This window comes from Pseudomonas sp. L13 (assembly GCF_009935965.1).
Classification (GTDB): Bacteria; Pseudomonadota; Gammaproteobacteria; order Pseudomonadales; family Pseudomonadaceae; genus Aquipseudomonas; species Aquipseudomonas lactis.
This window is the reverse complement of the sequence record NZ_QODJ01000035.1, coordinates 1-26,597: the sequence shown is the minus strand read 5'-3', so window position 1 is coordinate 26,597 and position 26,597 is coordinate 1. Positions and strand designations below refer to the sequence as shown.

The 26,597-nt window shown below is 62.4% G+C and carries 24 protein-coding genes; 6 read left to right on the top strand and 18 right to left on the bottom strand.

Annotated elements, in window-relative coordinates; genetic code table 11:
• Positions 1–52: 52 nt before the first annotated feature.
• From DK871_RS17830 to DK871_RS17805, 6 genes are all read right to left on the bottom strand, one after another.
• Entirely contained in the window at positions 53–1,255 is a 1,203-nt protein-coding gene (locus DK871_RS17830) for an ABC transporter substrate-binding protein (protein WP_161906082.1), read from the bottom strand.
• Positions 1,256–1,461: 206 nt separating this feature from the next.
• A complete protein-coding gene (locus tag DK871_RS17825) occupies positions 1,462–2,229 on the bottom strand; it encodes a FadR/GntR family transcriptional regulator (protein WP_032896439.1) in 768 nt (255 codons plus the stop codon).
• Between the two features lie 108 nt (positions 2,230–2,337).
• Positions 2,338–3,093: an alpha/beta hydrolase gene (locus DK871_RS17820; protein ID WP_161906080.1), complete on the bottom strand. Its 756-nt coding sequence runs from the start codon at positions 3,091–3,093 to the stop codon at positions 2,338–2,340.
• A gap of 107 nt (positions 3,094–3,200) precedes the next feature.
• Positions 3,201–4,613: an efflux transporter outer membrane subunit gene (locus tag DK871_RS17815; RefSeq protein ID WP_161906078.1), complete on the bottom strand. Its 1,413-nt coding sequence runs from the start codon at positions 4,611–4,613 to the stop codon at positions 3,201–3,203.
• Positions 4,606–6,588: a MacB family efflux pump subunit gene (locus DK871_RS17810; protein WP_161906076.1), complete on the bottom strand. Its 1,983-nt coding sequence runs from the start codon at positions 6,586–6,588 to the stop codon at positions 4,606–4,608. The genes DK871_RS17815 and DK871_RS17810 overlap by 8 nt, the downstream gene beginning before the upstream one ends.
• Positions 6,578–7,747 (bottom strand): efflux RND transporter periplasmic adaptor subunit, encoded by a 1,170-nt coding sequence (locus DK871_RS17805; protein ID WP_161906074.1) that lies wholly within the window; start codon positions 7,745–7,747, stop codon positions 6,578–6,580. The genes DK871_RS17810 and DK871_RS17805 overlap by 11 nt, the downstream gene beginning before the upstream one ends.
• A gap of 327 nt (positions 7,748–8,074) precedes the next feature.
• Here DK871_RS17805 and DK871_RS17800 point away from each other — a divergent pair, with 327 nt between their 5' ends.
• The 4 genes from DK871_RS17800 (at position 8,075) to DK871_RS17785 (ending at position 12,286) form a co-directional block, all read left to right on the top strand.
• Entirely contained in the window at positions 8,075–8,557 is a 483-nt protein-coding gene (locus DK871_RS17800) for a sigma-70 family RNA polymerase sigma factor (RefSeq protein WP_161906072.1), read from the top strand.
• 119 nt (positions 8,558–8,676) lie between these two features.
• Positions 8,677–10,014 carry a lysine N(6)-hydroxylase/L-ornithine N(5)-oxygenase family protein gene (locus DK871_RS17795; protein ID WP_161906070.1) on the top strand — a complete coding sequence of 446 codons (1,338 nt, stop codon included), beginning with the start codon at positions 8,677–8,679 and terminating at the stop codon, positions 10,012–10,014.
• Positions 10,015–10,187: 173 nt separating this feature from the next.
• Positions 10,188–11,408 carry a putative DNA modification/repair radical SAM protein gene (locus DK871_RS17790; RefSeq protein WP_003192321.1) on the top strand — a complete coding sequence of 407 codons (1,221 nt, stop codon included), beginning with the start codon at positions 10,188–10,190 and terminating at the stop codon, positions 11,406–11,408.
• Positions 11,405–12,286, top strand: a complete 882-nt coding sequence (locus DK871_RS17785) for a TIGR03915 family putative DNA repair protein (protein ID WP_161906069.1) — start codon at positions 11,405–11,407, stop codon at positions 12,284–12,286. Before DK871_RS17790 ends, DK871_RS17785 begins: the two co-directional genes overlap by 4 nt.
• 66 nt (positions 12,287–12,352) lie before the next feature.
• Here DK871_RS17785 and DK871_RS17780 read toward each other — a convergent pair whose 3' ends face one another.
• The 7 genes from DK871_RS17780 to ctlX all read right to left on the bottom strand — a co-directional run bounded on the left by DK871_RS17780 (position 12,353) and on the right by ctlX (position 18,230).
• Positions 12,353–12,850 (bottom strand): Lrp/AsnC family transcriptional regulator, encoded by a 498-nt coding sequence (locus DK871_RS17780; RefSeq protein ID WP_003192319.1) that lies wholly within the window; start codon positions 12,848–12,850, stop codon positions 12,353–12,355.
• A 4-nt stretch (positions 12,851–12,854) separates the two neighbouring features.
• Positions 12,855–13,685: an ABC transporter ATP-binding protein gene (locus tag DK871_RS17775; protein ID WP_218581460.1), complete on the bottom strand. Its 831-nt coding sequence runs from the start codon at positions 13,683–13,685 to the stop codon at positions 12,855–12,857.
• 3 nt (positions 13,686–13,688) lie between these two features.
• Positions 13,689–14,402: an ABC transporter permease gene (locus DK871_RS17770; RefSeq protein ID WP_161906067.1), complete on the bottom strand. Its 714-nt coding sequence runs from the start codon at positions 14,400–14,402 to the stop codon at positions 13,689–13,691.
• On the bottom strand, positions 14,399–15,100 hold the full coding sequence (locus tag DK871_RS17765) for an ABC transporter permease (protein ID WP_014719023.1): 702 nt from the start codon (positions 15,098–15,100) through the stop codon (positions 14,399–14,401). Before DK871_RS17765 ends, DK871_RS17770 begins: the two co-directional genes overlap by 4 nt.
• Positions 15,101–15,238: 138 nt before the next feature.
• Entirely contained in the window at positions 15,239–16,018 is a 780-nt protein-coding gene (locus tag DK871_RS17760; protein WP_032896457.1) for an ABC transporter substrate-binding protein, read from the bottom strand.
• A 227-nt stretch (positions 16,019–16,245) separates the two neighbouring features.
• Complete coding sequence (locus tag DK871_RS17755; RefSeq protein WP_161906065.1) at positions 16,246–17,292, bottom strand: ornithine cyclodeaminase; 1,047 nt, start codon at positions 17,290–17,292, stop codon at positions 16,246–16,248.
• Between the two features lie 11 nt (positions 17,293–17,303).
• Positions 17,304–18,230, bottom strand: a complete 927-nt coding sequence (gene ctlX / locus DK871_RS17750) for a citrulline utilization hydrolase CtlX (RefSeq protein ID WP_161906063.1) — start codon at positions 18,228–18,230, stop codon at positions 17,304–17,306.
• 222 nt (positions 18,231–18,452) lie between these two features.
• On the opposite strand from ctlX, the gene DK871_RS17745 reads away from it, so the two are divergent.
• Positions 18,453–19,346: a GNAT family acetyltransferase gene (locus DK871_RS17745; protein WP_161906062.1), complete on the top strand. Its 894-nt coding sequence runs from the start codon at positions 18,453–18,455 to the stop codon at positions 19,344–19,346.
• Between the two features lie 136 nt (positions 19,347–19,482).
• On the opposite strand, the gene DK871_RS17740 is transcribed toward DK871_RS17745, so the two are convergent.
• The 5 genes from DK871_RS17740 to DK871_RS17720 form a co-directional block, all read right to left on the bottom strand.
• A complete protein-coding gene (locus DK871_RS17740) occupies positions 19,483–20,502 on the bottom strand; it encodes a branched-chain amino acid aminotransferase (protein WP_161906060.1) in 1,020 nt (339 codons plus the stop codon).
• Positions 20,503–20,705: 203 nt separating this feature from the next.
• The gene (gene lpdA, locus DK871_RS17735) at positions 20,706–22,085 is read right to left on the bottom strand and encodes a dihydrolipoyl dehydrogenase (RefSeq protein ID WP_161906058.1); all 1,380 of its coding nucleotides are present in this window, start codon (positions 22,083–22,085) and stop codon (positions 20,706–20,708) included.
• 4 nt (positions 22,086–22,089) lie between these two features.
• Positions 22,090–23,355: a dihydrolipoamide acetyltransferase family protein gene (locus tag DK871_RS17730; protein WP_161906057.1), complete on the bottom strand. Its 1,266-nt coding sequence runs from the start codon at positions 23,353–23,355 to the stop codon at positions 22,090–22,092.
• Positions 23,356–24,414, bottom strand: a complete 1,059-nt coding sequence (locus DK871_RS17725) for an alpha-ketoacid dehydrogenase subunit beta (protein WP_005789444.1) — start codon at positions 24,412–24,414, stop codon at positions 23,356–23,358.
• 1 nt (position 24,415) lies between these two features.
• Positions 24,416–25,651: a 3-methyl-2-oxobutanoate dehydrogenase (2-methylpropanoyl-transferring) subunit alpha gene (locus DK871_RS17720; RefSeq protein ID WP_003192305.1), complete on the bottom strand. Its 1,236-nt coding sequence runs from the start codon at positions 25,649–25,651 to the stop codon at positions 24,416–24,418.
• 195 nt (positions 25,652–25,846) lie between these two features.
• Between DK871_RS17720 and bkdR the strand changes: the two genes are divergently transcribed.
• Positions 25,847–26,335, top strand: coding sequence for a Bkd operon transcriptional regulator BkdR (gene bkdR / locus DK871_RS17715; RefSeq protein ID WP_003174877.1), 489 nt, complete (start codon positions 25,847–25,849; stop codon positions 26,333–26,335).
• Positions 26,336–26,597: the final 262 nt, after the last annotated feature.

Here is a 26,597-nt window from a genome sequence, read left to right as displayed (position 1 = left end):
GCACCCTCCGCAGGCGGCCGCTTGCGCGGCCCTGCGCGACAAAGTTAAACGGTCAGCCGAGCGTGCAGCCCGTCGCCTCGACCGCAGGGAACGACTGGCCAGCGCTGAGCACCTTGGCCAGGTCGTCCTTGTCGGCCATGTCGCCGCTGGCCTTGCCGATCAACAGGTAGTAATCCTTGATCACCTGGTGGTCGCCGGCGCGGATCGACTCCTTGCCGGTCGGGCCTTCGTAGCTCAAGCCTTGCATGGCCTTGGCCACGGTCGGGCCGTCGAAGCTGCCGGTGGCGATGATGGTGTCGAGCATGACTTTGGTGCTGATGTAGTCGGCGGCCAGCGGGTAGGTGGGGTTGATGCCATAGGTAGCCTGGGTGAGCTTGACCAGTTCACGGTTGAGCGGGGTGTCGACCTGGTGCCAATACTGCGCGCCGAGGTACACGCCTTCGAGCACATCGCTGCCCAGTTCCTGGAACTGATCCAGGCCCGCAGACCACACCAGCAAGACCTTCATGCGCTCCTTGATGCCAAAGTTCACGGCCTGGCGCAGGGTGTTGGACGATTGGCTGCCAAAGTTGAGCAGCACCAGCACATCGGGCTTGGTGGAAATGGCGTTGGTCAGATAGCCGGAGAATTCCTGTTCCTGCAGTGAGTGGTAGCTGTTGCCCACGTGTTCCAGGCCGTGCTCCTTGAGCACGTTCTTGGCACCTTCGAGCAAGGCTTCGCCGAACACGTATTGCGGGGTGATGGTGTACCAGCGCTTGGCGTCCGGCAGCAACTTGATCAGCGGCACCATGGTTTCGCGGATCGCGCCGTAGGTGGGCACTGACCAGCGGAAGGTCGCCTTGTTGCAGTCCTTGCCTGTGACTTCATCGGCGCCCACCGGGGTCATGAACACACCGCTGGTCTTGTCCACTTCCTTGGCCACTGCCAGGGCGGAAGACGACAGCGTGCAGCCCTGGAAGAACCGCGCGCCGTCCTGCGCGATGGCCTCCTGCACCTTGCGCACCGCCTTGCCGGCGTTGCCTTCGGTGTCGATGACTTTGTAGTTCAGCGGGCGGCCGAGCAATTGGGGGTGTTGTTGCACCGCCAGGCGCGAACCCATGTCGGCAAATTTGCCATAGCTGGCAAAGGCGCCAGACATGGACTTGAGGCCGTAAAAGGTAAAAGGCTCGGCGGCGAATGCCGAACGCACGCTCAGCGGAAGGCTGAGGGCGGCGGCTGCGGTGAGGCTGGCTTTCAATAACGTACGACGCTGCATGGGGTGACTCCCTGGTTTAGTTATTGGCAGGAGCGGCAAGGGCGATACGGTGGAGCAAGGGCCTGTGGGCAGGCTTGTTATTGGATGTGGGAGCTGGCTTGCCTGCGATGCAGGCGCCTCGGTGTTACAGGGGGGACCGAGTCGATGCCATCGCAGGCAAGCCAGCTCCCACATTGATCGGGTTTCCACATTGGATTGTCGGGTGTTTAAGAGTGGTCGAACTCCAATAGGAAGTGCGGGCTTACCTGGCCTTCCAGTGCGGTCATATGGTGTTCGGCATCGCACATGTGTTCATGCATCAAGCTGCGCACTGCGCTTTCATCCCCGGCGCGAAAGGCGATCAGCAGTTGCTTGTGATAGTCGAGGTTGGCCGCGTCGAACTGCTTGCGCTTGGGCTTGTAGGCCTTTTTCAGCACCACCAGATCGCGCAGCAAGTCATTGAGAAACTGCGCCATGAAACTCAGCAGCGGGTTGGGGCAGGCCCGGGCCAGCAGGTTGTGAAACTCCAGTTCCGCCAGGCGCTGTTCGCGCTGGCCGGCTTCGCTGTCTTCGGGGGCGCTGCAAAAATCCACATTGGCTTGCAGGGCGATGTAATCGTCTTCGCTCAAACGCCCGAGCACCGACACTGCCAGTTCCACTTCGATGACCTTGCGCAGTTGGTAGACCTGCTCGCCGTCCAGGTGCTGGAAGTGCAGGTAATTGCGCAAGGCGCGGCTGGCCGGCTCAGTGCCGGCCTGGTTCAAGTACGCCCCGCCGCTGGGGCCGGTGCGTGTGCTCACCAGGCCTTCGACCTCCAGCGCCTTGAGCGCTTCGCGCGCCGAGCCCTTGGAGCACTGGAAGCTTTCCATCAGCTCGCGTTCGGTGGGCAGGCGGTCGCCGGGCTTCAAGGCGTCGGTGACGATCGAGCGCTTGACCGACTCGACAATCACATCGGACAGCTTCTGGCGTTTGCGGCGTAGCGGTCGACTCAGCATGGCGGTGATTTATCGTATTAATGCGGATAAATAGCACTTAATAACGATTGGGCAGGTGCGTCAACGCACGGGGTCGTTTTCGGTGAATAGGGGTCGTAAATGCGCAGGTCATTCCCAGGCGCCCAAGTCCAGGCAGCGTGCGGACGAAGGCGGCTGCTTGCCATAGACCAAAAAATCCCCCAGCCAGCGGTTCACACAGCCGTCAGCGCCTGCGTGTGCCGACTCCTTGAGCAAGAGCTGTTCGACACCGGTGGCGAGTGGTTCGCCAGGCTCGGTATTGATCAGCACCATGCGCCCGACGCGTTCGGGAAACAGCGTGCCATAGCGGCTGCCCAGGCGGGTGGCCGCGGCGTTGCCCAGGTAGTTGAGGCGTGCCTCGCCCAGTTGCCCGCGCACGAACTCCATGTCCTGCGCGGCCTGTTCCACGCCATTGCCTTGGCGCAGGTCGCGGGTGCTCAGCTCGATCACGTCATAACGGTCGACCAGGGTGCGATAGGCCTGGGTGGCAAGCGACTCCCAGCGACTGGCCAGGTGAAGGACGAACGGTGCGCCTTTGGCCTGTTGGGGGTCGCCGACCTGGATGAACACCACACCTTCACGGTTGAGCGGCTGCCGTGCGCCTACCCGTGTCACGCTCAGGCGTATGCGGCCGCGCTGGGGGGCGGCATGGTCGCGGGGCACGCTGACCAGGCCGCATTGGGTGCGGCCAACCACTTCCGGGTCCAGGCGCGCTGTTGCAGTGAGGGGGCAGTCCAGCAGCCAGTCGATCGCGGTAGGCGCGATCAAGGGCTCGGCCAGCGCCAGCTGTGTGATCAGCCAGCCGCCAACGCAGGCCAGGCCTTTTACAACAACGCTGGGTTTCATCATGAGGTCCCGGGCATCCGTGTGATAACGGCTTTTTTACCAAGGACCTTGGGGTAGAAAATGTAAGGTGAAGAAACAGCTCGTGTATGAAATATGAGTTTCGTTTATCAGATATCGGTGTTCCAGCCACCGCCTAACGCCTTGTACAGGGCGATGCTGGCTTGCAGGCGCGACAGGCGCAGCAGCACGTTCTGGTCCTGGGCGTCGTACAGGGTGCGTTGGGTTTCCAATACCGTGAGCAGGTCTTCGGCGCCGGCTTCATAGCGGCTTTGGGCAATCTGGAAGGCGGTCTGCGCCTGTTGCAGCTCTTCGGTTTGCCACTGGCGTTGCTGGTCCAGGCGGGTGATGCTGCTGAGGGCTTTTTCCACATCGGCAAAGCCGTTGATGATCGCCCCGCGGTAGGTTTGCAGCAGTTCATCCTGGCGTGCCCGAGCCTTGTCGCGCTCGGCGCTCAGCCGGCCATTGTTGAAGATCGGCGCCATCAGGCCCGAGGTCAGGGTGTAGAAGGGGCTGCGCAGGATCTCTTCGGCCTTGGATGCGCCCGAGCCGAGCGTTGCACCCAACGTCACCGTCGGCAGCATGGCCGCACGGGCCACCGTGACGTCGGCACTGGCTGCCGCCAACTGGGCCTCGGCCTGTGCGAGATCGGGGCGGCGGCTCAATAACTGGCTGGGCACGCCGGGCCCGATCCTTGGCCAGCTCAGTGCCTGGAAGGGTTCTGTGCCCAACTCCAGAGCCTGCACGGGCTGGCCGAGCAAGGCGGCGAGGGTGATCTGCGATTCTTCGGCCGATTGCTGGATCAGTGGCAGTTGCCGTTGCTGACCGGCCACCAGGCTTTTCTGTTGCGCCAATTCCAGGGCCGTGGCGGAACCTGCGTCGAAGCGGGTCTGTACCAGGTTCAGTACATTGCGTGCATTCGCCAGGTTGAGCTCGGCAATCTGCAGGCGCTGGCGTGCGGCCAGGGTTTGCGCGTAGCGGTCGGCGACGTTGCTGAGCAGGGTCAGCTCCACGTTGGCCTGATCGAACTCACTGGCCTGCAGGCTGTGCACGGCGCTGTCGCGGGCAGCGGCGCGGCCACCCCAGAAGTCGATTTCGTAGCTGGCCGTGAGGTTGGCGTCATAGTTGGTGACGGTCCTGTTGCTCTCGGTGGCGTCCAGCTCCGAGTTGCCGCTGCCGCGCAACAGCCGTTGACGGCTGGCGCCGAGGTTGAACTTCAGCTCCGGCAACAACGGTGCGCCGGCAATTACCGCCGTGGCCTGAGCCTGGCGGACACGCGCCATGGCTGCCGCCACGTCGAAGCTGTCACGGCGGGCCTGGTCGATCAGGCGGTTCAACGCCGGGCTACCAAACTGCGTCCACCAGCGTTGGTTGGTGGCTTGGTTTACCTCGTGCTCGGCATAGTGCCAAGCGGCGGGCGCGGCGATGCCGCTGTCGATGGCGGGCGGGTTAGCGCCACAGGCCGCGAGCAACAGGCACACACTGAGCGCTGACAGTTGTGGAGTGAGAGATCGTTTATTCACTGGTCAATGCCTTAACCGGATCGAGCCGGGCAGCTTTACGGGCCGGCATAAAGCCGAATACGACGCCGGTAACCAGTGCACAGCCAAACGCACCGAGCACCGCCACCAGGGAAAACTGCACCGCCACTTCAGCCAGTACCAGCACGCCGCCTACCAGCAAGGCCAGGGCAATACCGAACAGACCACCGACCACCGAGAGCATCACCGCCTCGGTGAGGAACTGGCGCAGGATGTCGCGCTGGCGTGCCCCCGTGGCCATGCGGATGCCGATTTCACGGGTGCGTTCGCGCACGGTCATCAACATGATATTCATCACGCCGATGCCGCCCACCAACAGCGAAATCGCCGCAATCGAGCCGAGCATCAGCGACAGGGTGTTTTGGGTGCGCGCTTCGGCCTGGATCATTGCGGCATTGTTGGTCAGCTCGTAGTCGCGCTTGCCGTTATGCAACTTCAACATCAACTGGTCGATGGCGCGTTCGGCTTCATGCACCTTGCGCGCATCGGTGGTGGCAATCGCCACGTATTCGGGGTTGTAGCTGCCGAACAGGCGGACACTGGCGGCGCTGTAGGGAATGGCGACACGGTCGTCACTGTCCTTGTTGCCGGAGCTGGAGCCTTTTTCCGCCAGTACGCCGACCACCTGGAAGGGTACGTTCTCGATCAGGATGTACTGGCCGATGGGGTTGGCCACGTCCTTGAACAACTTTTGGCGGATGCGCGCGCCGATCACGGCGACCGTGGCGGCGGCGCGTTCGTCGGCCTCGGTGAAATAGCTGCCCTCGACCACCGGCCAGTTGAAAATCTCCGGGAAGTTGGTGTCGTTGCCCCCCACATAGGCCATGTAGTCGACATTGCCGAAGCGCACACCCGCGTCGGTGCCGTTGACCGGCATGATGCGCTTGACCTGCGGCAGCGTCGCCAGGGCCGCGACGTCGTTGAGGGACACAATCCCCAGCGGCGTACGCGGGTTGGGCGAAGACCCGCTGAGGTAGATGATATTGGAACCGAACGCGCCCATCTGCGCCATGACCTGGCGCTTGCTGCCTTCGCCCACTGCCAGCATCACCACCACCGACGCGACGCCGATGATAATGCCCAGCAGCGTCAGCGCCGTGCGAAAACGGTTGATCCACATCACCCGCCACGCGGCCTGCACCGCGTCCACCAATTCGGCTTTCCAGGCACCATTGTGCTCGGCGCCGTCGGCCAGGCGTTGGCGCAGGTCTATGGCGTGCAAGGCGCCGGCCGCCACGCTGGGTGTGGCCGCACGAGTGTCAGCCGAATCGCTGATGATCTGGCCGTCGCGAATCTCGATGATGCGGTTGGCTCGCGCCGCCACTTCACGGTCGTGGGTAATCAGGATGACCACATGACCCTGGCTCGCCAGTTCGTCGAGCAAGGCCATGACCTCGGCGCCGCTGTGGCTGTCGAGGGCGCCGGTGGGTTCGTCGGCGAGGATGATATGGCCGCCGTTCATCAGGGCGCGGGCGATGGACACCCGTTGCTGCTGCCCACCGGACAACTGGTGCGGCCGATTGCCGGTGCGTTCGGCCAGGCCCAGGCGGGTGAGCAGGGCTTTGGCGCGAGCATGGCGCTCGGTGGCGCTGATGCCGGCATAGATCGCCGGCATCTCGACGTTTTCCTGGGCGGAGCCTGAGGGAATCAAATGGTAGCCCTGGAACACAAAACCGAAGGCTTCGCGGCGTAGCCAGGCCAGTTCGTCGCTGCCCAGGTGGGCGACGTTTTCCCCGGCGAACAGGTAGTCGCCCTCGGTGGGGCGGTCGAGGCAGCCGAGGATGTTCATCAGCGTCGACTTGCCCGAGCCCGACGCGCCGACGATGGCGACGAACTCGCCGGCATGGATCGACAGGTCAATGCCGCGCAACACATCGACCTGTGGGCTGTCGCCGCCGCCGTAGGATTTGCGGATGCCTTTGAGTTCAATCAGGGGCGTGGTCAAGTCAGCCCCCATGGCTGTCAGCCGGGCCGATCAACAGGTGGTCGCCCTCGTTCAGCCCCCCGAGCACTTCGACGCGCAGGCGGTCGCTGATGCCCAGGCGCACTTCACGGTCTTCGATGGCACCGTTTTTGGCCACCACCCGGGCGATTTGCGCTGCGGAGCCGGGCACACCTTGCAAGGCTGCGACCGGCACGGTGAGGGCATCTTTAACTTGGCTTGCGACGAAAAAGACTTGGGTGGTCATCTCGGCCATCAGCGCGTTGTCGGCGTTGTCTACGTCGAGCAGCACCGTGTACAGCACCACTCGGCCAGTGCCGCTCTTGCTGGTACTGCTCGGGCTGCCGTTGCTCTGGGTTTCGTTCAAGGGCTTGGGCGGGATCGGCAGGATCTGGCGCACGGTGCTGGTCCAGCGCCGGCTGCCACCGCTCAGGGTGGTGAAATACGCGCTCATGCCGGGTTTGACATGGCCGATGTCGGCTTCGGAAACTTCCGCCCACACCGTCATGGGCGACAGCTTGGCGATGCGCAGGATCAGCGGGGTTTGCTGTTGCGCGTTGAGGGTCTGGCCGACGCGCGCGTCCACGGCCACCACGGTGCCGGTCATCGGCGCGTAGATGCGTGTGTAGCCCAACTCGGCCTCGTCGCTGCGCAGGCTGGCCTGGGCCTGGCGGATCTGTGCCTGGAACATCTCGACCCGCGCCTGGGTCGCGCGCAGTTCAGCCTTGGCGGTCTGCACGTCTTCTTCGCGGGTGGCGTTGCCGGCACTCAGGCGCTGCTGGCGCTGGTACTTCTGACGGGCCAGTTGGTGCTGGGCTTTCTGCTCCTGCAACTGGGCCTGCAGGTTTTCGATGGCATAGCGGCTGGCGTCGAGCTTGGCTTTTTGCGTGGCGGGGTCGATCTCCACCAGCAATTGGCCTTCCTGGACCCGATCGCCGGCCTCGACGTGGATCTTGCGAATCTGCCCGGAGGCCTGGGCGCCGACGTCCACATAGCGTCGCGGTTGCAGGGTGCCCAGGGCGGTGACGCTGTTTTCGATGTCGGCGCGGGTCACGGTGACGGTGGCCAGGGCGTCGCGGCCCGGCGTCAAGCCCTGCCAGGTGGCAAACGCAACGATGGGAATCAGGCACGCCACCACAAGCAGGGCGCGTCGGGCAGGTCGAGGGCGTTTCATCGGTAGCTTCCAGCCAGGAAAGTTCGGGGCGCAGTCGCGCAGAGCTGACAGGTAAACGAGGAAAATGCCCGGGAATTTAGGCTGTTACATAAGTAGTTACAGCTCGGTTGGAGAAAAAATTCGACCGCTGACGAGAGAGTTCTTTAAAAGTAGATGAGAATTACTATAAATTGCACACGCTCAAACTGCCATCATCGGTGATGGCAACACCGCCAATGTTTGCGGGTGCGTCCGGTTAAGGGGATGTGCTCTCGGGTTTTTCGCGAGCAAGCTCGCTCCTACAGGGGGGGGGGCGTCGTTGGTATTAAGGCCGTGGGGTCGGGAGTCATGTTGGAAAACTACTATCGCGAGCTGGTGTGTTTCCTCAACGCCAAGCTGGGCAACCGTCAGGTGGCCGAAGATGTGGTGCATGACGCTTATGTGCGGGTGCTGGAGCGCGTAAGCGACACCCCGATCGAACAACCCCGCGCCTTCCTGTACCGCACCGCCTTGAACCTGGTGATCGACGGCCATCGGCGCAACGCCTTGCGCCAGGCCGAGCCCCTGGAGGTGCTGGACAGCGAAGAGCGCTTCGCCGCCTGTTCCCCCCACGCCAGCCACGACCAGGGCCAGCGCCTGGAGATGCTCGAGCGCGCCTTGGCCGAGTTGCCGGCGGCCTGTCGCGACAGTTTCCTGTTGCGCAAACTCGAAGGCCTGTCCCACCTGCAAATCGCCGAACGCCTGGGCATTTCCCGCAGCCTGGTGGAAAAACACATCGTCAACGCGATGAAGCACTGCCGGGTGCGCATGCGCGAGTGGGAAGCGCACTGATCACTGGTTAGTTAAATTTTATTTCACTGTCCTCGTTTCCTATCAACACACGGCCTGTTGTTCAGGCCATGAAGGTATTCCCGCCCCATCGCCAAGGGGCTTATCCAGAGGACACTGGAATGACACAGGCAATTGCTTCGCCCGCGGTTCATGACCTGATCGGGATCGGTTTCGGCCCTTCGAACCTGGCGCTGGCCATCGCCCTGCAGGAGCGTGAAAAGGCCCAGGGCAAGCTGGACGTGCTGTTTCTCGACAAACAAGCCGACTACCGCTGGCACGGCAATACCCTGGTGACCCAGAGCGAACTGCAGATTTCCTTCCTCAAGGACCTGGTGACCCTGCGCAACCCCACCAGCCCGTACTCCTTCGTCAACTACCTCAAGGCCCACGACCGCCTCGTGGACTTCATCAACCTGGGCACCTTTTATCCCTGCCGCATGGAGTACAACGACTACCTGCGCTGGGTGGCGGGGCAGTTCCAGGCCCAGGCCAACTACGGTGAAGAAGTGCTGGCCATCGAGCCGATCCTGCATCAGCAGCAGGTCGAGGCGTTGCGCGTGATCTCCCGCGATGCCCAGGGCGAGCAGCATGTGCGCACCACCCGTTCGGTGGTGGTCAGCGCCGGTGGCACGCCGCGCGTCCCCGACGCCTTCAAGGCGCTCAACGGCGACAGCCGGGTGTTCCACCATTCCCAGTACCTGGAGCGCATGGCCAACCAGCCGTGCGTAGACGGCAAGCCGATGCGCATCGCCGTGATCGGCGGTGGCCAGAGCGCGGCTGAAGCCTTTATCGACCTCAATGACAGCTTCCCATCGGTGCAGGTCGACATGATCCTGCGCGGCTCGGCGCTCAAGCCGGCCGACGACAGCCCGTTCGTCAACGAAGTGTTCTCACCGGCTTTCACTGACCTGGTGTTCCAGCAAGTCGGTGCCGAGCGTGAGCGTTTGGTCGCCGAATATCAGAACACCAACTACTCGGTGGTGGACCTGGACCTGATCGAGCGCATCTACGGGATTTTCTACCGCCAGAAAGTCTCCGGCATCGCCCGCCAGGCGTTCCGCACTCTGACCGTAGTGGAGAAGGCCACCGCCGGCCCGCTGGGCATCGAATTGGCCCTGCGCAATAGCGCCACTGGTGAAACCAGCCTCAACCATTACGACGCAGTGATCCTGGCCACCGGCTACGAGCGCCAGATGCACCGGGAACTGCTGGCGCCGCTGGAGGCCTACATGGGCGACTTCGAAGTGGCCCGCGACTACCGCATCGTCACCGACGAGCGCTGCAAGGCCGGCATCTACATCCAGGGCTTCAGCCAGGCCAGCCATGGCTTGAGCGATACCTTGCTGTCGGTGCTGCCGATTCGCGCGGATGAGATTGCGGCGTCGTTGTATGCGCTGGACCATCACCGTGGCAAGGCGCGTTCGGTGCAGGACTTGCTCCTCGCAACCGCCAGCTGACCGATCCCCTGTAGGAGCGAGCTTGCTCGCGAAGAACGTCAACGATAACGCGCCTCATCTGAATGAACGCGGCGCTCTTGCCTTCTTCGCGAGCAAGCTCGCTCCTACAGACGGCACTTGTGACAAAGTGTGGCTATTGGTACTGTACAAAAAACCAGTATCGGTAGCCTTCCATGCAGTTGATCGAAAAACTCAGCATCCTCGCCGACGCCGCCAAGTACGACGCGTCCTGCGCCAGCAGTGGCGCGCCCAAGCGCAGTTCCGAGGGCAAGGCGGGGCTGGGTTCCACCAATGGCATGGGCATCTGCCACAGCTACACGCCCGATGGCCGTTGCGTGTCGTTGCTCAAGGTGTTGCTCACCAACTTCTGCCTCTACGACTGCCAATACTGCGTCAATCGCCGCTCCAGCGACGTGCCCCGTGCGCGCTTCAGCCCGGAGGAGGTGGTCACCCTGACCCTGGATTTCTACAAGCGCAATTGCGTTAGCGGGCTGTTCCTCAGTTCCGGCATCATCCGTTCGTCGGACTACACCATGGAGCAACTGGTGCGAGTCGCCAAGCTGCTGCGCGAAGAGCATGACTTTCGCGGTTATATCCACCTCAAGACCATCCCCGATGCCGACCCGGCCCTGATCGCCGAGGCTGGCCGTTATGCCGATCGCCTCAGTGTGAACATCGAACTGCCCACCGACGCCAGCCTGCAAACCCTGGCGCCCGAGAAGCAGATCGGCTCGATCAAGCAGGCCATGCAGACCATCTACACCGGCGAACAGACGGTGCTCAACGAACCCCGCGCGCCACGTTTCGCCCCGGCCGGGCAGAGCACGCAAATGATCGTCGGCGCCGATGACACCGACGACAGCACCATCCTGCACGGTGCCGAGGCGTTGTACGGTAATTTCAAGTTGCGCCGCGTGTATTACTCGGCGTTCAGCCCCATCCCCAACAGCCCGAAAAGCGTGCCTTTAGCCGCGCCGCCGCTGATGCGCGAGCACCGCTTGTACCAGGCCGACTTCCTGCTGCGCAGTTACGGTTTCCGCGCCAATGAGCTGTTCGCCGGCCCCGGCGACCTGGCACTGGATATCGACCCCAAACTGGCCTGGGCCCTGGAGCATCGCGAGGTGTTCCCCCTGGACCTGAACCGCGCCGAGCCCACCCTGATCGCACGTATCCCCGGCATCGGCCTGCGCACCACCCAGCGCCTGGTCGACCTGCGCCGTGAACGCAAGATCCGCTTCGAAGACCTGGCGCGCATGCGCTGCGTATTGGCCAAGGCCAAGCCGTTTTTCATCACCAGCGACTACCACCCGCAACAGGCCGACAGCACCAGTGTGTTGCTGCGTGAACAACTGCGTGATCGCCCGCAGCCGCAACAGATGGGGCTGTGGGGATGATCAGCCTGGAATGCGACAACCTGTTCAGCACCTGGCGCGAACAGGCGCGCTGGCTGCTCAGCCATCAGGTCGACCCCAGCCAGGTCAGCTGGGGCGAGGTGCAGGCGGCGGACCTGTTCGCCACCGATGAACCGATCCCGCCAGGGTTGGGGCCGTTTCAGGCGCGCATACCCAAGGCGCTGTTGCAATTGCTGGAGTCCGCCGCCTGTTATCAAGGTGATCAACGCTGGAGCCTGTTGTATGAAGTGCTGTGGCGGGTCAGCCACGGTGATCGCACGGCCATGCTCGCGGGGGACAAGCTTGGCAGCGAGTTGCAGCGGCGCATCAAGCAAGTCAGCCGGGAGGCTCACCACTTGCACGCGTTTGTGCGCTTCATCGCGCTGCCGGCCGGGGCGGGGCCGGAACTGCCGGAGTACGTGGCCTGGCATGAGCCGGCCCATGACATTCTCAAGAGCGCCAGCGAGCATTTTATCGGGCGCATGGGCCGCCATCGCTGGATGATCGCCACGCCCCTGGACGGGGTGTATTACGACGGTGAACAACTGATTCATCAGCGCCAGTGCCCCGAGGCCTGGCAGCAACTGGCACAGAATGTCGAAGACCCCCACAGCGCCATGTGGCTGACCTACTACAGCCACATCTTCAACCCGGCGCGGTTGAATCCCAAGGTGATGGAAGGGCACTTGCCCAGCCGCTTCTGGAAGAATTTGCCGGAGGGCAAGTTGATCCCGGGGCTGATCAGCGAAGCGCGCACGGGCAAGCAGAAGGATGGGCAGGCGAAGCTGGTGGGGGCCAAGCCAGGTAAAAGAATTGCAAACCCGGTCAATGTGGGAGCTGGCTTGCCTGCGATGGCGGTCGACCCGTCAGATGTGGGGTGACTGTTGCACCGCTATCGCAGGCAAGCCAGCTCCCACATTTGATCTTCGCCGCCTGGGGAGTGGGTATCAGGCCAGTTCAGTGGCAGTGTTCTTGACGACTGCCAACTCCGGATGCGCCACCAGCTTATCAATGTGCAACTCATCATTGTTCAACCAGGTCTCGGTCAGCACCCGGTAATGCTCCATGTCGCGGCAGCGCATGCGCAGGCTGTAGTCGAACGGCCCGCTGATCAACTGGCATTCGAACACCTGCGGGCAGGCTTTCACGCAGGCTTCGAAGGCCTTTTGCGCCGAGCGCCCGCTTTGGTTGGACAAGGCCACCAGCACCAGCAGTGACAGCCCCGGTGAGACCATCTGCACATCGATGATCGCCCCATACCCACGGATCACCCCGCGTCGCTCCAGCTTGCGCACCCGCTCCAGACAGGGCCTGGGGGTAAGGTGCACCAGTGACGAGAGCTTTTCGTAGGTGATACGCCCCTGATGCCTGAGTACGTCGATGATCGCTTCGTCGATGCGATCCAGCGTAGGGGAAGAATGGGGTCCGTTGGCCTTGGTATCCATGAGTTCACTTCAAACGATTGGAAAGAAATTGCTGCAAGCGTTCGCTGGTGGGATGGTCGAGGATCTCGGCGCCGCCGTGTTCTTCGACTCGGCCCTGGTGCAGGAACAGTACTTGGCTGGACACCTGACGGGCAAAGCCCATTTCGTGGGTGACCATCAGCATGGTACGACCTTCCTCGGCCAACGTCTGTATGACTTTAAGCACTTCTCCTACAAGCTCCGGGTCCAGGGCCGAGGTGGGTTCATCAAACAGGATAATCTCCGGCTCCATCGCCAGCGCCCGCGCAATCGCCACGCGCTGCTGCTGGCCACCGGACAGGAACGCCGGGTATTGGTCCGCCACGCGGCTTGGCAGGCCGACCTTGTCCAGGTACAGCCGCGCACGTTTCTCGGCTTCGGCGGCGCTCACGTTCAGCACCCGGCGCGGGGCCATGGTGATGTTTTCCAGCACGGTCATGTGGCTCCACAGGTTGAAGTGCTGGAATACCATGGCCAGGCGCGTGCGCAGGTTTTGCAGTTGCGCCTGGTGCGGCGCGCGGATGCCGGCGCGGCCTGGTTGCATTTCGATGCTGATGCCGTCCAGGGTGATCACCCCGGCGTCAGGCTGTTCCAGAAAGTTGATGCACCGCAGCATCGTGCTTTTGCCCGAGCCGCTGGCGCCGATCAGGCTGATCACGTCGCCCTGGCGTGCATTGAGGGACACGCCCTTGAGCACTTCGTGTTCGCCGTAGCGTTTATGGATACCTTCGACTTGCAGCTTGATGGCCGCCGTGGCGGTTTTGCCGACGGGTACATCCAGCGGATAAGCGGCCAGGGCCTGCGCGGACTGATTCATGGGTTAGCCTCGGGTAGGAACAAGAAAGCGCATCCAGCGACGTTCGGCCAGCCTGAACAGGCCCACCAGTGCAAAGGACAGCAGCATGTAGAGCAGGGCGGCGATGCCGAAGGCCTGGAAGGTCAGGAACGTCTCGGCATTCGCATCGCGGGCGACCTTGAGGATGTCGGCGATGGTGGCGGTAAACGCCAGCGAGGTGGCGTGCAGCATCAGGATCATTTCATTGCTGTAGGCCGGCAGGGCGCGACGCAAGGCGGCGGGCACGATCACAAACAGGTTCAGCCTCCAGCCGTGCAGGCCATAGGCGCGTGCCGCTTCGATCTCGCCATGGGGGATGTTACGGATCGCCCCGGCGAAGATTTCCACGGTGTAGGCGCAGGTGTTGAGCACAAACGCCAACAGCGTGCAGTTCAGCGCATTGCGGAAAAACTGATTGAGCAGGGCGTTGTCCTGCACCACCTCCAGGCTGTACAGCCCGGTGTAGCAAATCAGCAGTTGGATATACAGCGGCGTGCCACGGAACAGGTAGGTGTAGACCTCCACCGGCCAGCGCAGCCAGAAGTGCTCTGACACGCGTGCCAGCGCCAGAGGGATCGACAGGCCAAAGCCGAGCACCACCGAGATAATGAACAGCCACAAGGTCATGGCGACACCGGACACGCCGCTGCCATCGCTGAACAGGTAGGCCAGGCCGTATTGCTGGAACAGTTCGATCATCGCGCCATCCCCTTGATGCCCAGGTTATAGCGCCGTTCCAGGCGCTTGAAGATGCGGTTGGAGAGGGTGGTAATCACCAGGTACACCAGGCCCGCGAGGATCAGGAAGTACAGCGGCTCACTCGTGGACTTGCCGGCGTTCTGCGCGGCCTTGACCAGGTCTGACAGGCCGATGATCGACACCAGCGCCGTGGACTTGAGCAGCACCAGCCAGTTATTGCCCAGGCCCGGCAGGGCAAAGCGCATCAGTTGCGGGAACAGCACCAGGTGAAAGCGCTGCCAGCGGCTCAGGCCGTAGGCGGTGGCGGCTTCCAGTTGGCCCGCCGGCACACTGAGGATCGCGCCCCGGAAGTTTTCGGTGAAATACGCGCCGTAGATAAAGCCCAGGGTGATCACCCCGGCGGTAAACGGGTCGATTTCAACGTAGTCCCAGCCGAACGCTTCGGTCAGGTCGTTGAGCCACAGTTGCAGGCTGTAGAAGATCAGCAGGATCAGCACGAGGTCCGGCACGCTGCGGATCAACGTGGTGTAGAGCGTGGCCGGCACGCGCAGCCATTTGGCGCTGGAGAGTTTGGCGCCCGCGGCGACCAGGCCCAGGGTAAGGCTCAGCGCCAGGGCGAGGAACGCCAGCTTGAGCGTCATCCAGGCACCCTGGGCCAGCATCGGGCCGTAGCCTTGCAGGTTGAGGAGGTCGTTCATGGAAAGGAGATCTCTTTATTTTGTAGGAGCGAGCTTGCTCGCGAAAAACTCAAGGGCGCCGCGTTCATGCTGGCTTAGCGCGTTATCGTTGACGATTTTCGCGAGCAAGCTCGCTCCTACAGGGGGCTGGCGCGGGGATTACTCGTTGTAGATGTCCTGATCGCCAAAGTATTTCTTCTGGATCTGGGCGTAGGTGCCATCGGCCTGGACGGCGGCGATGCCCTTGTTGATCAGCTCACGCAATGCCTGGTCGTTCTTGCGCAGGCCCATGGCGATGTCCAGGGGCAGGGTCGGGTCCTTGAAGGCCGGGCCGGTCTTGAAGTCGGCGCCCTCGGGTTTGGACAGGAAGTTGAGCTGGGCTTCGAGCTTGTCCGTGAGGGTGGCGTCGAGGCGGCCATTTTGCAGGTCGGCGTAGTTCTGTTCCTGGGACTGGTACGCCTTGATCTGTGCACCGAGCTTGGCCAGGTGCGCGCGGGCATAGGCTTCCTGCAACGAGCCTTGCAGCACGCCAACTTGCTTGCCGTTCAGCGATTCGGGGGTATCACCGAAGGTGGCGTTTTTGCGGGTGATCACCGAGGTGGGGCTGAGGAACAGGCGGTCGGTGAAATCGATGACTTTCTCGCGGGCCGGGGTCACGGCCATGGAAGACATGATCGCGTCGAACTTGCGCGCACGCAGGGCCGGGATCATGCCGTCGAATTCGTTGTGCACCCAGGTGCATTTCACTTCGAGCTTGGCGCAGATAGCGTTGCCCAGTTCGATATCGAAACCTTGCAGGCTGCCGTCGGCGGCGACGGATTCGAAGGGCGGGTATTCGGGGAACACGCCAAACCGGATTTCTTTCCAGTCCTGGGCGTGGGCAGCAGTGGCACACAGTGGCAACAGCAACGCAGCGAAGAGTGATCGCAGAGGAGTCATGTGTCGGTCCCTATATTTTGTAATTGATGTCAGGGGCAGTGAATAACTGGGAGCAGAGAATGCTTCATGATGGTGCGTTTTTTGTGTCGTTTACCCCCTGCGCAAAGCGCAAATTGCGCTGTTAAAACAAGCAATGCAGCGGAATCGGCTGTGGCACCGGCAAAATCGGCTTTTAACCCACCAGAATCTGGCCTGCCCTGGGCGCAAAGCGGCAGGCCAGAGCGGTTTCAGGCGCGCTTTTTGTGCTGTACAACCGGTTGTTGGGCCAGGCGCGCGAACAGGTCTTTCGGGTCGGCCAGGTCTGGTACCAGTTCCAGCTCGCTGCCCACATCCAATGCCTTGGCCACGTCCAATACGTAGCGCAGGGCCGAATAGTCTTCGATGGCAAAGCCCACTGAGTCGAACAGGGTAATCTGGCGGTCATTCTCGCGGCCCGGCTGTTGGCCGTTGATCACTTGCCACAGCTCGGTGACCGGCGAATCTTCCGGCATATGCTGGATTTCGCCTTCGATGCGGCTTTGCGGTTCGTACTCGACGATCACCCGGGCGCGCTCGACGATGCGGCGGTCCAGCTCGGTCTTGCCCGGGCAGTCACCGCCCACGGCATTGAGGTGCATGCCTGGCTCGATCATTTCGTCCGTCAGGATGGTGGCGTAGGCTTTGTCGGCCGTAACGGTGGTGACAATGTCCGCGCCTTTGACCGCCTCGGCGACGCTGGCGGCCAAAATCACCTTGATCGCCGGGAACGCCTTCAGGTTGGTGGCGAGCTTGGCGGTGGCCTGGGGGTCGATGTCGAACAGGCGGATTTCAGTAATGCCGAGCATGGCGTGGAAGGCCAGGGCCTGGAATTCGCTTTGGCATCCATTGCCGATCAGCGCCATGCTGCGGCTGTTGGCGCGGGCCAGGTAGCGGGCGACCAGGGCCGAGGTGGCAGCGGTGCGGATCGCAGTGGTGAGGGTCATTTCTGCCAGCAGCACCGGTTTGCCCGTGTCGACGTCGCCCAAGGCACCGAACGCCATCACGGTGAGCATGCCGGCCAGGGTGTTTTTCGGGTGGCCGTTGACGTACTTGAAGGCGTACAGCGAGGCGTCGGACACCGGCATCAACTCGATCACGCCATCCGGTGAGTGGTTGGCCAGGCGCGCGCATTTCTCGAACTCCTGCCAGCGCAGGTAGTCGGCGCGAATGTAGTCGGCCATCTCGGTGATGCAGGTTTGCAGGCCTTTTTGCGAAACCAGGTAGCTGAGGTCGTTGACGTCGATATAACGGGTCATGGCAAGACTCCTTATTGAAATGAGGGACGGGCCGGCAGATGCACTTCGGCCAGCATGCAGCGGGCACTGCCGCCGCCGATGCGTTCGATGTTGTCGATATTCACCACCACCGGCCGCGTATGGCGCTCCACGTGTAGGCGCTGCGCCGGTTGCAGGGCGCCCCAGGCGCTGGCGGACATCACGAGTAACGGCTGGCCGTCCCGGTCGTGGACCTCCAGCATGTTGCCGGCGAAGGCTTCCAACTGGTCAAAGTCCAAGCTGAGGATGTCCTTGCCGGTGTCACGCAGGGAACGTTCCAGGGCCAGGCGCTCGCTGTCGTCGGGCAGGGCCTGCAGGCACACCACCGCGAGGTCGCGGCCAACGCTCATCATCACGTTGCTGTGGTAGATGGGGGCCTGGTGGCGATCCAACGCGTGGAACACGCAGAGTTGGTAGTCGAGGCGCTCGGCAAACTGGCGCAGCGCCGCGTGGTGGGTACGCCCCGAATGGCAGGCGTAACTGATGCGGTGCTGGCGGTCGAGCACCATGCTGCCGGTGCCTTCCAGGAAGATGTTCTGTTGTTCCAGGTGGCTGAGGTCGATGGTGGCGTTGATCGCAAAGCGTTGCTCCAAGACTTGCAGCACACCCTTGTTGCGCTCCAGTCGGCGGTTCTGGCCTTCCATGGGGTAGAGCACCAGGCTGCCGTCGGCATGGCTGCTCCACCAGTTGTTGGGGAAGATCGAGTCGGGCGTGTGGGGCGCCGGCGTGTCCTGCACCACCAGCACTTCCACACCGTGCTGGCGCAGGGTGTCGACATAACCGTCGAACTCCTCCAACGCTTTGTGCTGTGCACTGAGCGGGTCCAGCGGCGGGCGTTGAAAACGGTTGTTGATCGCGGTGTCCGGGTTGAAGGCAAAGCGCGCCGGGCGGATCATCAGGACGGTGTTGGTGGTTTGCATGGGGGCACGGGTCCGTTGGGGATCTTGTGCCGCTATTGTGTGCGTTGTGGGGAAAGGATCCCGGCTGAAACAGCGGGGTGGCTCAGCCGGGAAAGCTGAAAAGGGGAGTGACGCAGCCGAATCGGCTGCCAAGTTGAAATGCAATCAAATGTGGGAGCAGGCAAGCCAGCTCCCACATTGGTATTGTGGTGATTGTTATCGTTGTGTACGCCAGGAGGAACCATGTCTACCGCTGTTCGCCTTGCCCAACCCTCAGATGCCGAGGGCATCAGCCAAGTCATCCTGGCTGCGCTGCACAGCAGCAACGCGCGTGATTACCCCGCGGATGTGATTGCGCGGGTTGCCGGCAACTTTACCCCCGACGCTGTGCTGGCGTTGCTCCAGCGGCGGGTGGTGCTAGTGGCAACTCAGGCTCAACTGATCGTCGCTACGGCGGCACTGGATGGCAATGTGGTGCGCTCGGTGTTCGTCAACCCGGCGCTGCAAGGGCAGGGCATCGGCCGGCTATTGATGATCGAGATCGAACTGCGCGCCCGTGAAGCCGGCGTGACGGTGTTGAGCGTGCCGTCCTCGCTGACGGCGCAAGCTTTCTACGCCAAGTTGGGTTTTCACAACGTGCGCGACGTGTACCACGGCAACGAGCGCACGTTGGTGATGGAAAAGGCGCTGTTATCCCGCCACCCCATCGGGCCGTATCGCGACCGTCAGCATCGTGCCCAGGTGATTGAGTTATGGCAGCAGGCGTTTGGCTATGAAACGGCCCATAACCTGCCGAGCCTGGCGATTGATAAGAAACTGGCGGTCAATGACGGGTTGTTCTTTGTTGCCACCGACAACAACGCTGTGATCGGTACCATCCTCGCCGGCTATGACGGCCATCGTGGCTGGTTGTATTCGGTGGCGGTACATGCCGACTATCGGCGCCATGGCTTGGGATCGTCGCTGGTGCGCTATGCCGAACAGGCGTTGACGGCGCTGGGTTGCATGAAGATCAACTTGCAGATCACCGGCGGCAATGACGTGGTGGTGGGGTTTTATGAGGCGCTGGGGTATGGGGTGGAGCCGAGGATCAGTATGGGTAAGAAGATCGCCGAGAATATTGCGCCACACTCTTGAAGGCGCAGAAACCAGTGTGGGAGCTGGCTTGCCTGCGATAGCGGTGGGTCTGTAGCCAATATCCTGGCTGACAGATCGCTATCGCAGGCAAGCCAGCTCCCACAGGGTTTTGTGGTGTCGCTGGCTTTTGTAGCTGTTAGACCTTGACGATCCAACCCGCTGGCGCTTCCACGTCACCGGTCTGCACACCGGTCAGCTCTTTGTAGAGCTTCTGGGTGATCGGGCCGACTTCGGTTTCGCTGTGGAACACGTGCAGCTTGCCGTTGTACTGGATGCCGCCGATCGGCGAGATCACGGCAGCGGTACCGCAGGCGCCGGCTTCCTTGAACTGGTCCAGCTTTTCGATGAACACTTCGCCCTCAACCACTTCCAGGCCCAGGCGGGTCTGGGCCAGTTCGATCAGTGACAGGCGGGTGATGCCAGGCAATACCGAAGGCGAACTCGGCGTGATGAACTGGTTGTCGTGGGTGATCCCGAAGAAGTTGGCCGAGCCGACTTCTTCGATTTTCGAGTGGGTCATCGGGTCCAGGTAGATCGCGTCGGCGAAGCCGAATTTCTTCGCTTCCGAACCCGGCATCAGGCTGGCGGCGTAGTTGCCACCGACCTTGGCGGCACCGGTGCCTTGTGGCGCGGCGCGGTCGTAGCCGGAGATCTGGAAGTTGTGCGGCACCAGGCCGCCCTTGAAGTAGGCACCGACCGGGATGCAGAACACCGAGAAGATGAACTCCGGCGCGCTACGCACGCCGATGTTGTCACCGGTGCCGATCACGAACGGGCGCAGGTACAGCGCGCCGCCACTGCCGTACGGCGGGATGAAGCGCTCGTTGGCCTTGACCACTTGCTTGCACGCGTCGATGAACGCGTCGGTCGGCACTTGCGGCATCAGCAGGCGGCCACAGCTGCGCTGCATGCGGGCGGCGTTCTGGTCCGGGCGGAACAGGTTGATCGAACCGTCCTTGCAACGGTAGGCCTTCAGGCCCTCGAAGCATTGCTGGCCATAATGCAGGGCAGTGGAGCCCTCGCTGATGTGCAGCACATTGTCGTCGGTCAGGGTGCCTGCTTGCCATTCGCCGTTTTTCCAGACCTGGAGAAACCGCTTGTCGGTCTTGATGTAGTCAAAACCCAGCTTGTCCCAATTGATGCTCTCGTTACCCATGACACCCTCTATCTCTGGTCAAGTCGGTTTTTTTTCTGGATGGGCGCAACAATACTGCATTCTTGGCCGGTGTGGGAGGAGGGCGGCGGACCATTAACCTCGGCATTGGCTAATCCACCGCTATCGCAGGCAAGCCAGCTCCCACACTTGGAACGCATTCCAATGTGGGAGCCGGGCTTGCCCGCGATGGCCTCGCCACGATTTTACAGGTGCAACGCGTGGCCCAACGCCCGCAACGCCGCTTCCTGCACCGCTTCACCCAGGGTCGGGTGCGCGTGGATGGTGCCGGCCACGTCTTCCAGACGCGCGCCCATTTCCAGGCTCAGGCCGAACGCGGTCGACAGCTCGGATACCCCAGCCCCCACGGCTTGCCAGCCAACAATCAAGTGATTGTCGCGCCGCGCCACTACCCGCACGAAGCCGGCTTTGGACTCCAGCGTCATGGCCCGGCCATTGGCGGCGAACGGGAAGCTCGACACGATGCAGTCCAGGCCGGCAGCCTTGGCTTCGTCCGGGGTCTTGCCGACCACCACCAGTTCCGGGTCGGTAAAGCACACCGCGGGTATCGCCGCCGGGTTGAATTCGCGGGCTTTGCCGCTGATCAGTTCGGCAACCATTTCGCCCTGGGCCATGGCCCGGTGCGCCAGCATGGGCTCGCCACTCAGGTCGCCAATGGCATACACGTTGCGCATGCTGGTCTGGCAACGGCTGTCGATCTTGATCGCCGCACCGTTCATGTCCAGGTTCAGCGCTTCGAGGTTCCAGCCTTGGGTGTTCGGTTTGCGCCCCACGGCTACCAGCACCTGGTCGGTGTCCAGCGCCAGGGTGTTGCCATTGGGTGCACGTACTTGCAACTTGTTGTCGGCAAAGCCGGTGACGCTGTGTTCCAGGTACAGCTTCACGCCGAGTTTCTTCAGGGATTCAGCCACCGGCAGGGTCAGCTCGGCGTCGTAGGCCGGCAGGATGTGCGCCTGGGCCTCGACCACGCTGACGTCGGCACCGAGCTTGCGGTAGGCGATACCCAGCTCCAGGCCGATATAGCCCCCGCCCACCACGATCAGGCGCTTGGGCACTCGGGTCGGTGCCAGGGCTTCGGTGGAGGAAATGATCGGCCCGCCAATCGGCAGCATCGGCAGGTTGACGCTCTTCGAACCGGTGGCCAGCAGCAGGTGTTCGCACTGGATGCGCTGCTCGCCCACCTCGACCGTCTTGCCGTCGATGACCTTGGCCCAGCCGTGGATTACCTGCACTTTGTGCTTTTTCAGCAGCGCGGCGACGCCGGTGGTCAGGCGGTCGACGATGCCGTCTTTCCATTCCACGCTCTTGCGGATGTCCAGGGTCGGCACATCCACTTCAATACCCAGTTGCGAGCCCTGGCTATGGTGCACGGTTTGCTGGAACTGTTCGGCCACATGAATCAGCGCCTTGGAGGGAATGCAGCCGATGTTCAGGCAGGTGCCGCCCAGTGCCTGGCCTTCCACCAGGATGGTCGGGATGCCCAGTTGGCCTGCGCGAATCGCCGCCACGTAGCCGCCGGGGCCGCCGCCGATAATCAGCAGCGTGGTATGCAATGTCTGAGTCATGCCCTTACTCCAGGAACAGGCTGGCGGGTTGTTCGAGCAGGCCGCGAATGGCCTGGATGAATTGCGCCGCGTCCATGCCATCGACCACACGGTGATCGAAGGAGCTGGAGAGGTTCATCATCTTGCGCACCACGATCTGGCCCTTGATCACCATCGGCCGCTCAACGATGCGGTTGACGCCGACGATGGCCACCTCGGGGAGGTTCAGCACTGGCGTGCTGACAATGCCGCCCAGGGCGCCGAGGCTGGTCAGGGTAATGGTCGAACCGGACAGCTCTTCACGGCTGGCCTTGCCTGCACGTGCGGCGTTGGCCAGGCGCGATATCTCTTCTGCAGTGCCCCACAGGCTGCGAGCTTCGGCGTGGCGTACCACCGGCACCATCAGGCCCACGTCGCTCTGGGTGGCGACGCCCACATGCACGGCGCCAAGGCGCGTGATGACCTGGGCTTCATCGTCGTAACGGGCGTTGATCTGCGGGAAGTCGCGCAACGCCACAACCATGGCCCGTACGATAAACGGCAGCAGGGTCAGCTTGCCGCGTGTCGCACCGTGCTTCTCGTTAAGGTGCACGCGCAACTCGTCGAGGGCGGTGACGTCGATCTCTTCCACGTAGCTGAAATGCGCGGCGCGGCGGGTGGCGTCCTGCATGCGCTGGGCGATCTTGCGGCGCATGCCGATCACCGGGATCTGGTGTTCGTCAGTACGCTCGGCATACGGGTTGGCGGCGCTGGCGCCCGTCGCCGGGCCCTGGCGCAAGTAAGCCTCCAGGTCTTCATGCAGAATCCGGCCCGCCGGGCCGGTGCCCTGGACCAGGCGCAACTGTATCCCGGCATCCAGCGCGTGTTTGCGCACGGCAGGGGAGGCCAATGGGCGTTCGCTGGCTTCGCGGGCCACGGGGGCTTGCGATGCTTTCACTACAGGAGCGGGCTTGCTTTCTACTGGCGCCTGTACCGGTTTGGCTTCTGCCACAGCAGGCGCGACCTTCGCAGGTTCCGCAACCACCGGCACCTCCTTGGTATTGCCTGCGCCTTCCACTTCAATGCTGATCAAAATACTGCCCACTGCCATGACCTCACCCGGCTCACCGCCGAGGGAGATCACCTTGCCATGGACCGGCGAGGGAATATCCACCATCGCCTTGTCGGTCATCACATCCGCCAGCACCTGGTCTTCAACCACCAGGTCGCCGACCTTTACATGCCATACAGACAATTCAACTTCCGCGATGCCTTCGCCAATGTCCGGCATCTTGATAACGTGCGTGCCCATTCAGACCTCCATGACCCGTTTCAACGCCGCGCCCACTCGGGACGGCCCTGGGAAATACGCCCACTCCTGCGCGTGCGGGTAGGGGGTGTCCCAACCGGTGACGCGTTCGATCGGCGCTTCCAGGTGGTGGAAGCAATGCTCTTGCACCAGCGAGACCAACTCGGCACCAAAGCCGCAGGTGCGCGTTGCCTCATGCACCACCACGCAACGGCCGGTCTTTTTCACCGACTTGACGATGGTCTCCAGGTCCAGCGGCCACAGGCTGCGCAGGTCGATGACCTCGGCGTCGATGCCGGTTTCTTCGGCGGCGACTTGCGACACATACACGGTGGTGCCGTAGGTCAGCACGGTCACCGCCGAGCCTGGGCGCACGATGGCGGCTACGTCCAGGGGCACGGTGTAGTAACCGTCCGGCACTTGGGCTTGGGGGTGTTTGGACCACGGCGTCACCGGGCGGTCGTGGTGGCCGTCGAACGGGCCGTTATACAGGCGCTTGGGTTCGAGGAAGATCACCGGGTCATCGTTCTCGATGGAGGCGATCAGCAGGCCCTTGGCGTCATAGGGGTTGGACGGCATCACCGTGCGCAGGCCGCATACTTGCGTGAACACCGCTTCGATACTCTGGCTGTGGGTCTGGCCGCCATAGATGCCGCCGCCGCAGGGCATGCGCATGGTCAGCGGCGCAGTGAATTGACCGGCCGAGCGATAACGCAGGCGCGCCGCCTCGGAAATGATCTGGTCGGTGGCGGGGTAGACGTAGTCGGCGAACTGGATTTCGGCGACCGGGCGCAAACCATAGGCGCCCATGCCCACGGCCACGCCGACAATGCCGCTTTCCGAGATGGGCGCGTCAAACACCCGCGAGCTGCCGTACTTGGTCTGCAAGCCTTCGGTGCAACGGAACACGCCGCCGAAGTAGCCGACGTCCTGGCCGAACACCACCACGTTGTCGTCACGTTCAAGCATCACATCCATGGCCGAGCGCAGGGCCTGGATCATGGTCATGGTGGTGGTGGTCATGGCGGTTTCCAGTTCGATACTGTTGTTGTGGTCGTTCATGTCACACCCCCAGCTCTTGACGCTGGCGCTTCAAGTGCTCCGGCATCTCTTTATAGACATCCTCGAACATGGTCGCGGCGCTTGGAATCTGGCCACCGGCCAGGGTGCCGTACTGTTCGGCTTCCTTCTGCGCCTTGACCACTTCGGCTTCAAGTTCGGCACTGACCGCCGCGTGTTCCTCTTCGGACCACTGGCCAATCTTGATCAGGTGCTGCTTGAGGCGGGCAATCGGGTCGCCCAGGGGGAAGTGGCTCCAGTCGTCGGCGGGACGGTACTTGGATGGGTCATCGGAGGTGGAGTGTGGGCCGGCGCGGTAGGTGACCCACTCGATCAGGGTTGGCCCCAGGTTGCGGCGCGCACGCTCGGCAGCCCAGGCCGAGGCGGCGTACACGGCGATAAAGTCGTTGCCGTCCACGCGCAGGGAGGCGATACCGCAACCGACGCCGCGTCCGGCGAAGGTGGTGGCTTCACCGCCAGCGATGGCCTGGAAGGTGGAAATCGCCCATTGGTTGTTGACGACGTTGAGGATCACTGGCGCGCGGTACACGTGGGCGAAGGTGAGGGCGGTGTGAAAGTCCGATTCAGCGGTAGCGCCGTCGCCGATCCAGGCCGAGGCGATCTTGGTATCGCCCTTGATCGCCGAGGCCATGCCCCAGCCCACGCCCTGGACGAATTGGGTGGCGAGGTTGCCGGAAATGGTGAAGAAGCCCGCTTCCTTGACCGAATACATGATCGGCAACTGGCGGCCCTTGAGCGGGTCGCGCTCGTTGGACAGCAGTTGGCAGATCAGGTCCACCAGCGGCACGTCGCGGGCCATCAGGATGCTTTGCTGGCGATAGGTGGGGAAGCACATGTCGTCGATGTTCAAGGCCAGGGCCTGGGCGCTGCCGATGGCTTCTTCGCCGAGGCTTTGCATGTAGAACGACATTTTTTTCTGACGCTGGGCGACCACCATGCGGTTGTCGAAAATGCGCGTCTTGAGCATGGCGCGCATGCCGCGGCGCATGATCTCGGTGGAGACACCTTCGGCCCACGGGCCAAGGGCCTGGCCCTGGTCGTCGAGCACGCGGATCAGGCCCTTGGCCAGGTCGGCGGTGTCGGCGGGCTCTACGTCGATGGCGGGTTTGCGTACCAGGCCGGCGTCGGTCAAACGCAGGTAGGTGAAGTCGGTCTTGCAACCTGGGCGGCCCGAGGGTTCGGGAACGTGCAGGCGCAGCGGTGCATACGGCTGGGTCATGGCTTTCTACGCTCTATCTTGTGAATTTCTTGTAGTGGGCGCGCTAGCTGACAGTCAGTCTTCGGGTAGAAGAAATCTTGTCCTACAACAATCATAGGCGTGGCGTAGAAGAATATTTATCTGTGTTTCATTGCGTCGCCGGCCATTTGCGGATAAAAAAACTGCATAAACATAATAAACAGGTGATTTTGTCTCATGCGCAAACTGGACCGTACCGATATCGGCATTCTCAACGCCCTGCAGGAGAATGCGCGGATCACCAATGCCGACCTGGCCCGTTCGGTCAACCTGTCGCCCACGCCGTGTTTCAACCGGGTCAAGGCGATGGAAGAACTGGGGTTGATTCGTGAGCAGGTCACGCTGCTGGACGCTGATTTGCTGGGGCTGCACGTGAATGTGTTCATCCATGTGAGCCTGGAGAAACAGAACGAGCTGGCGCTGCAGCAATTTGAAGGGGCGATTTCGGACCGACCGGAGGTGATGGAGTGTTACCTGATGGCCGGTGACCCGGATTATTTGATCCGGGTGTTGGTGCCCACGATCCAGTCGCTGGAGCGCTTCATGATGGACTTTTTGACCAAGGTGCCGGGGGTGGCGAACATTCGCTCCAGCTTTGCCCTGAAGCAAGTGCGCTACAAAACCGCATTGCCGTTGCCGGCCAACGGCATCAGCCTGGGTTCCTGATTCAATACGGGGCAAAATGTGGGGCTTGCCTGTGATGACGGCACCCCACGATCCAACTGTGGGAGCTGGCTTGCCTGCGATGACGGCCTGACAGCCGACGACTACCTACCTGACACCCTAACGATCCAACTGTGGGCGCGGGCTTGCTCGCGAAGGCGGCCTGGCAGTCAACACAGTTGAATTGTGTACATATCCATTCCTGCGGTAACGGCCACTTAGGGTTCCGCTTTTACAGCGGGTCACTTTTGGAAGGACCCAAAAG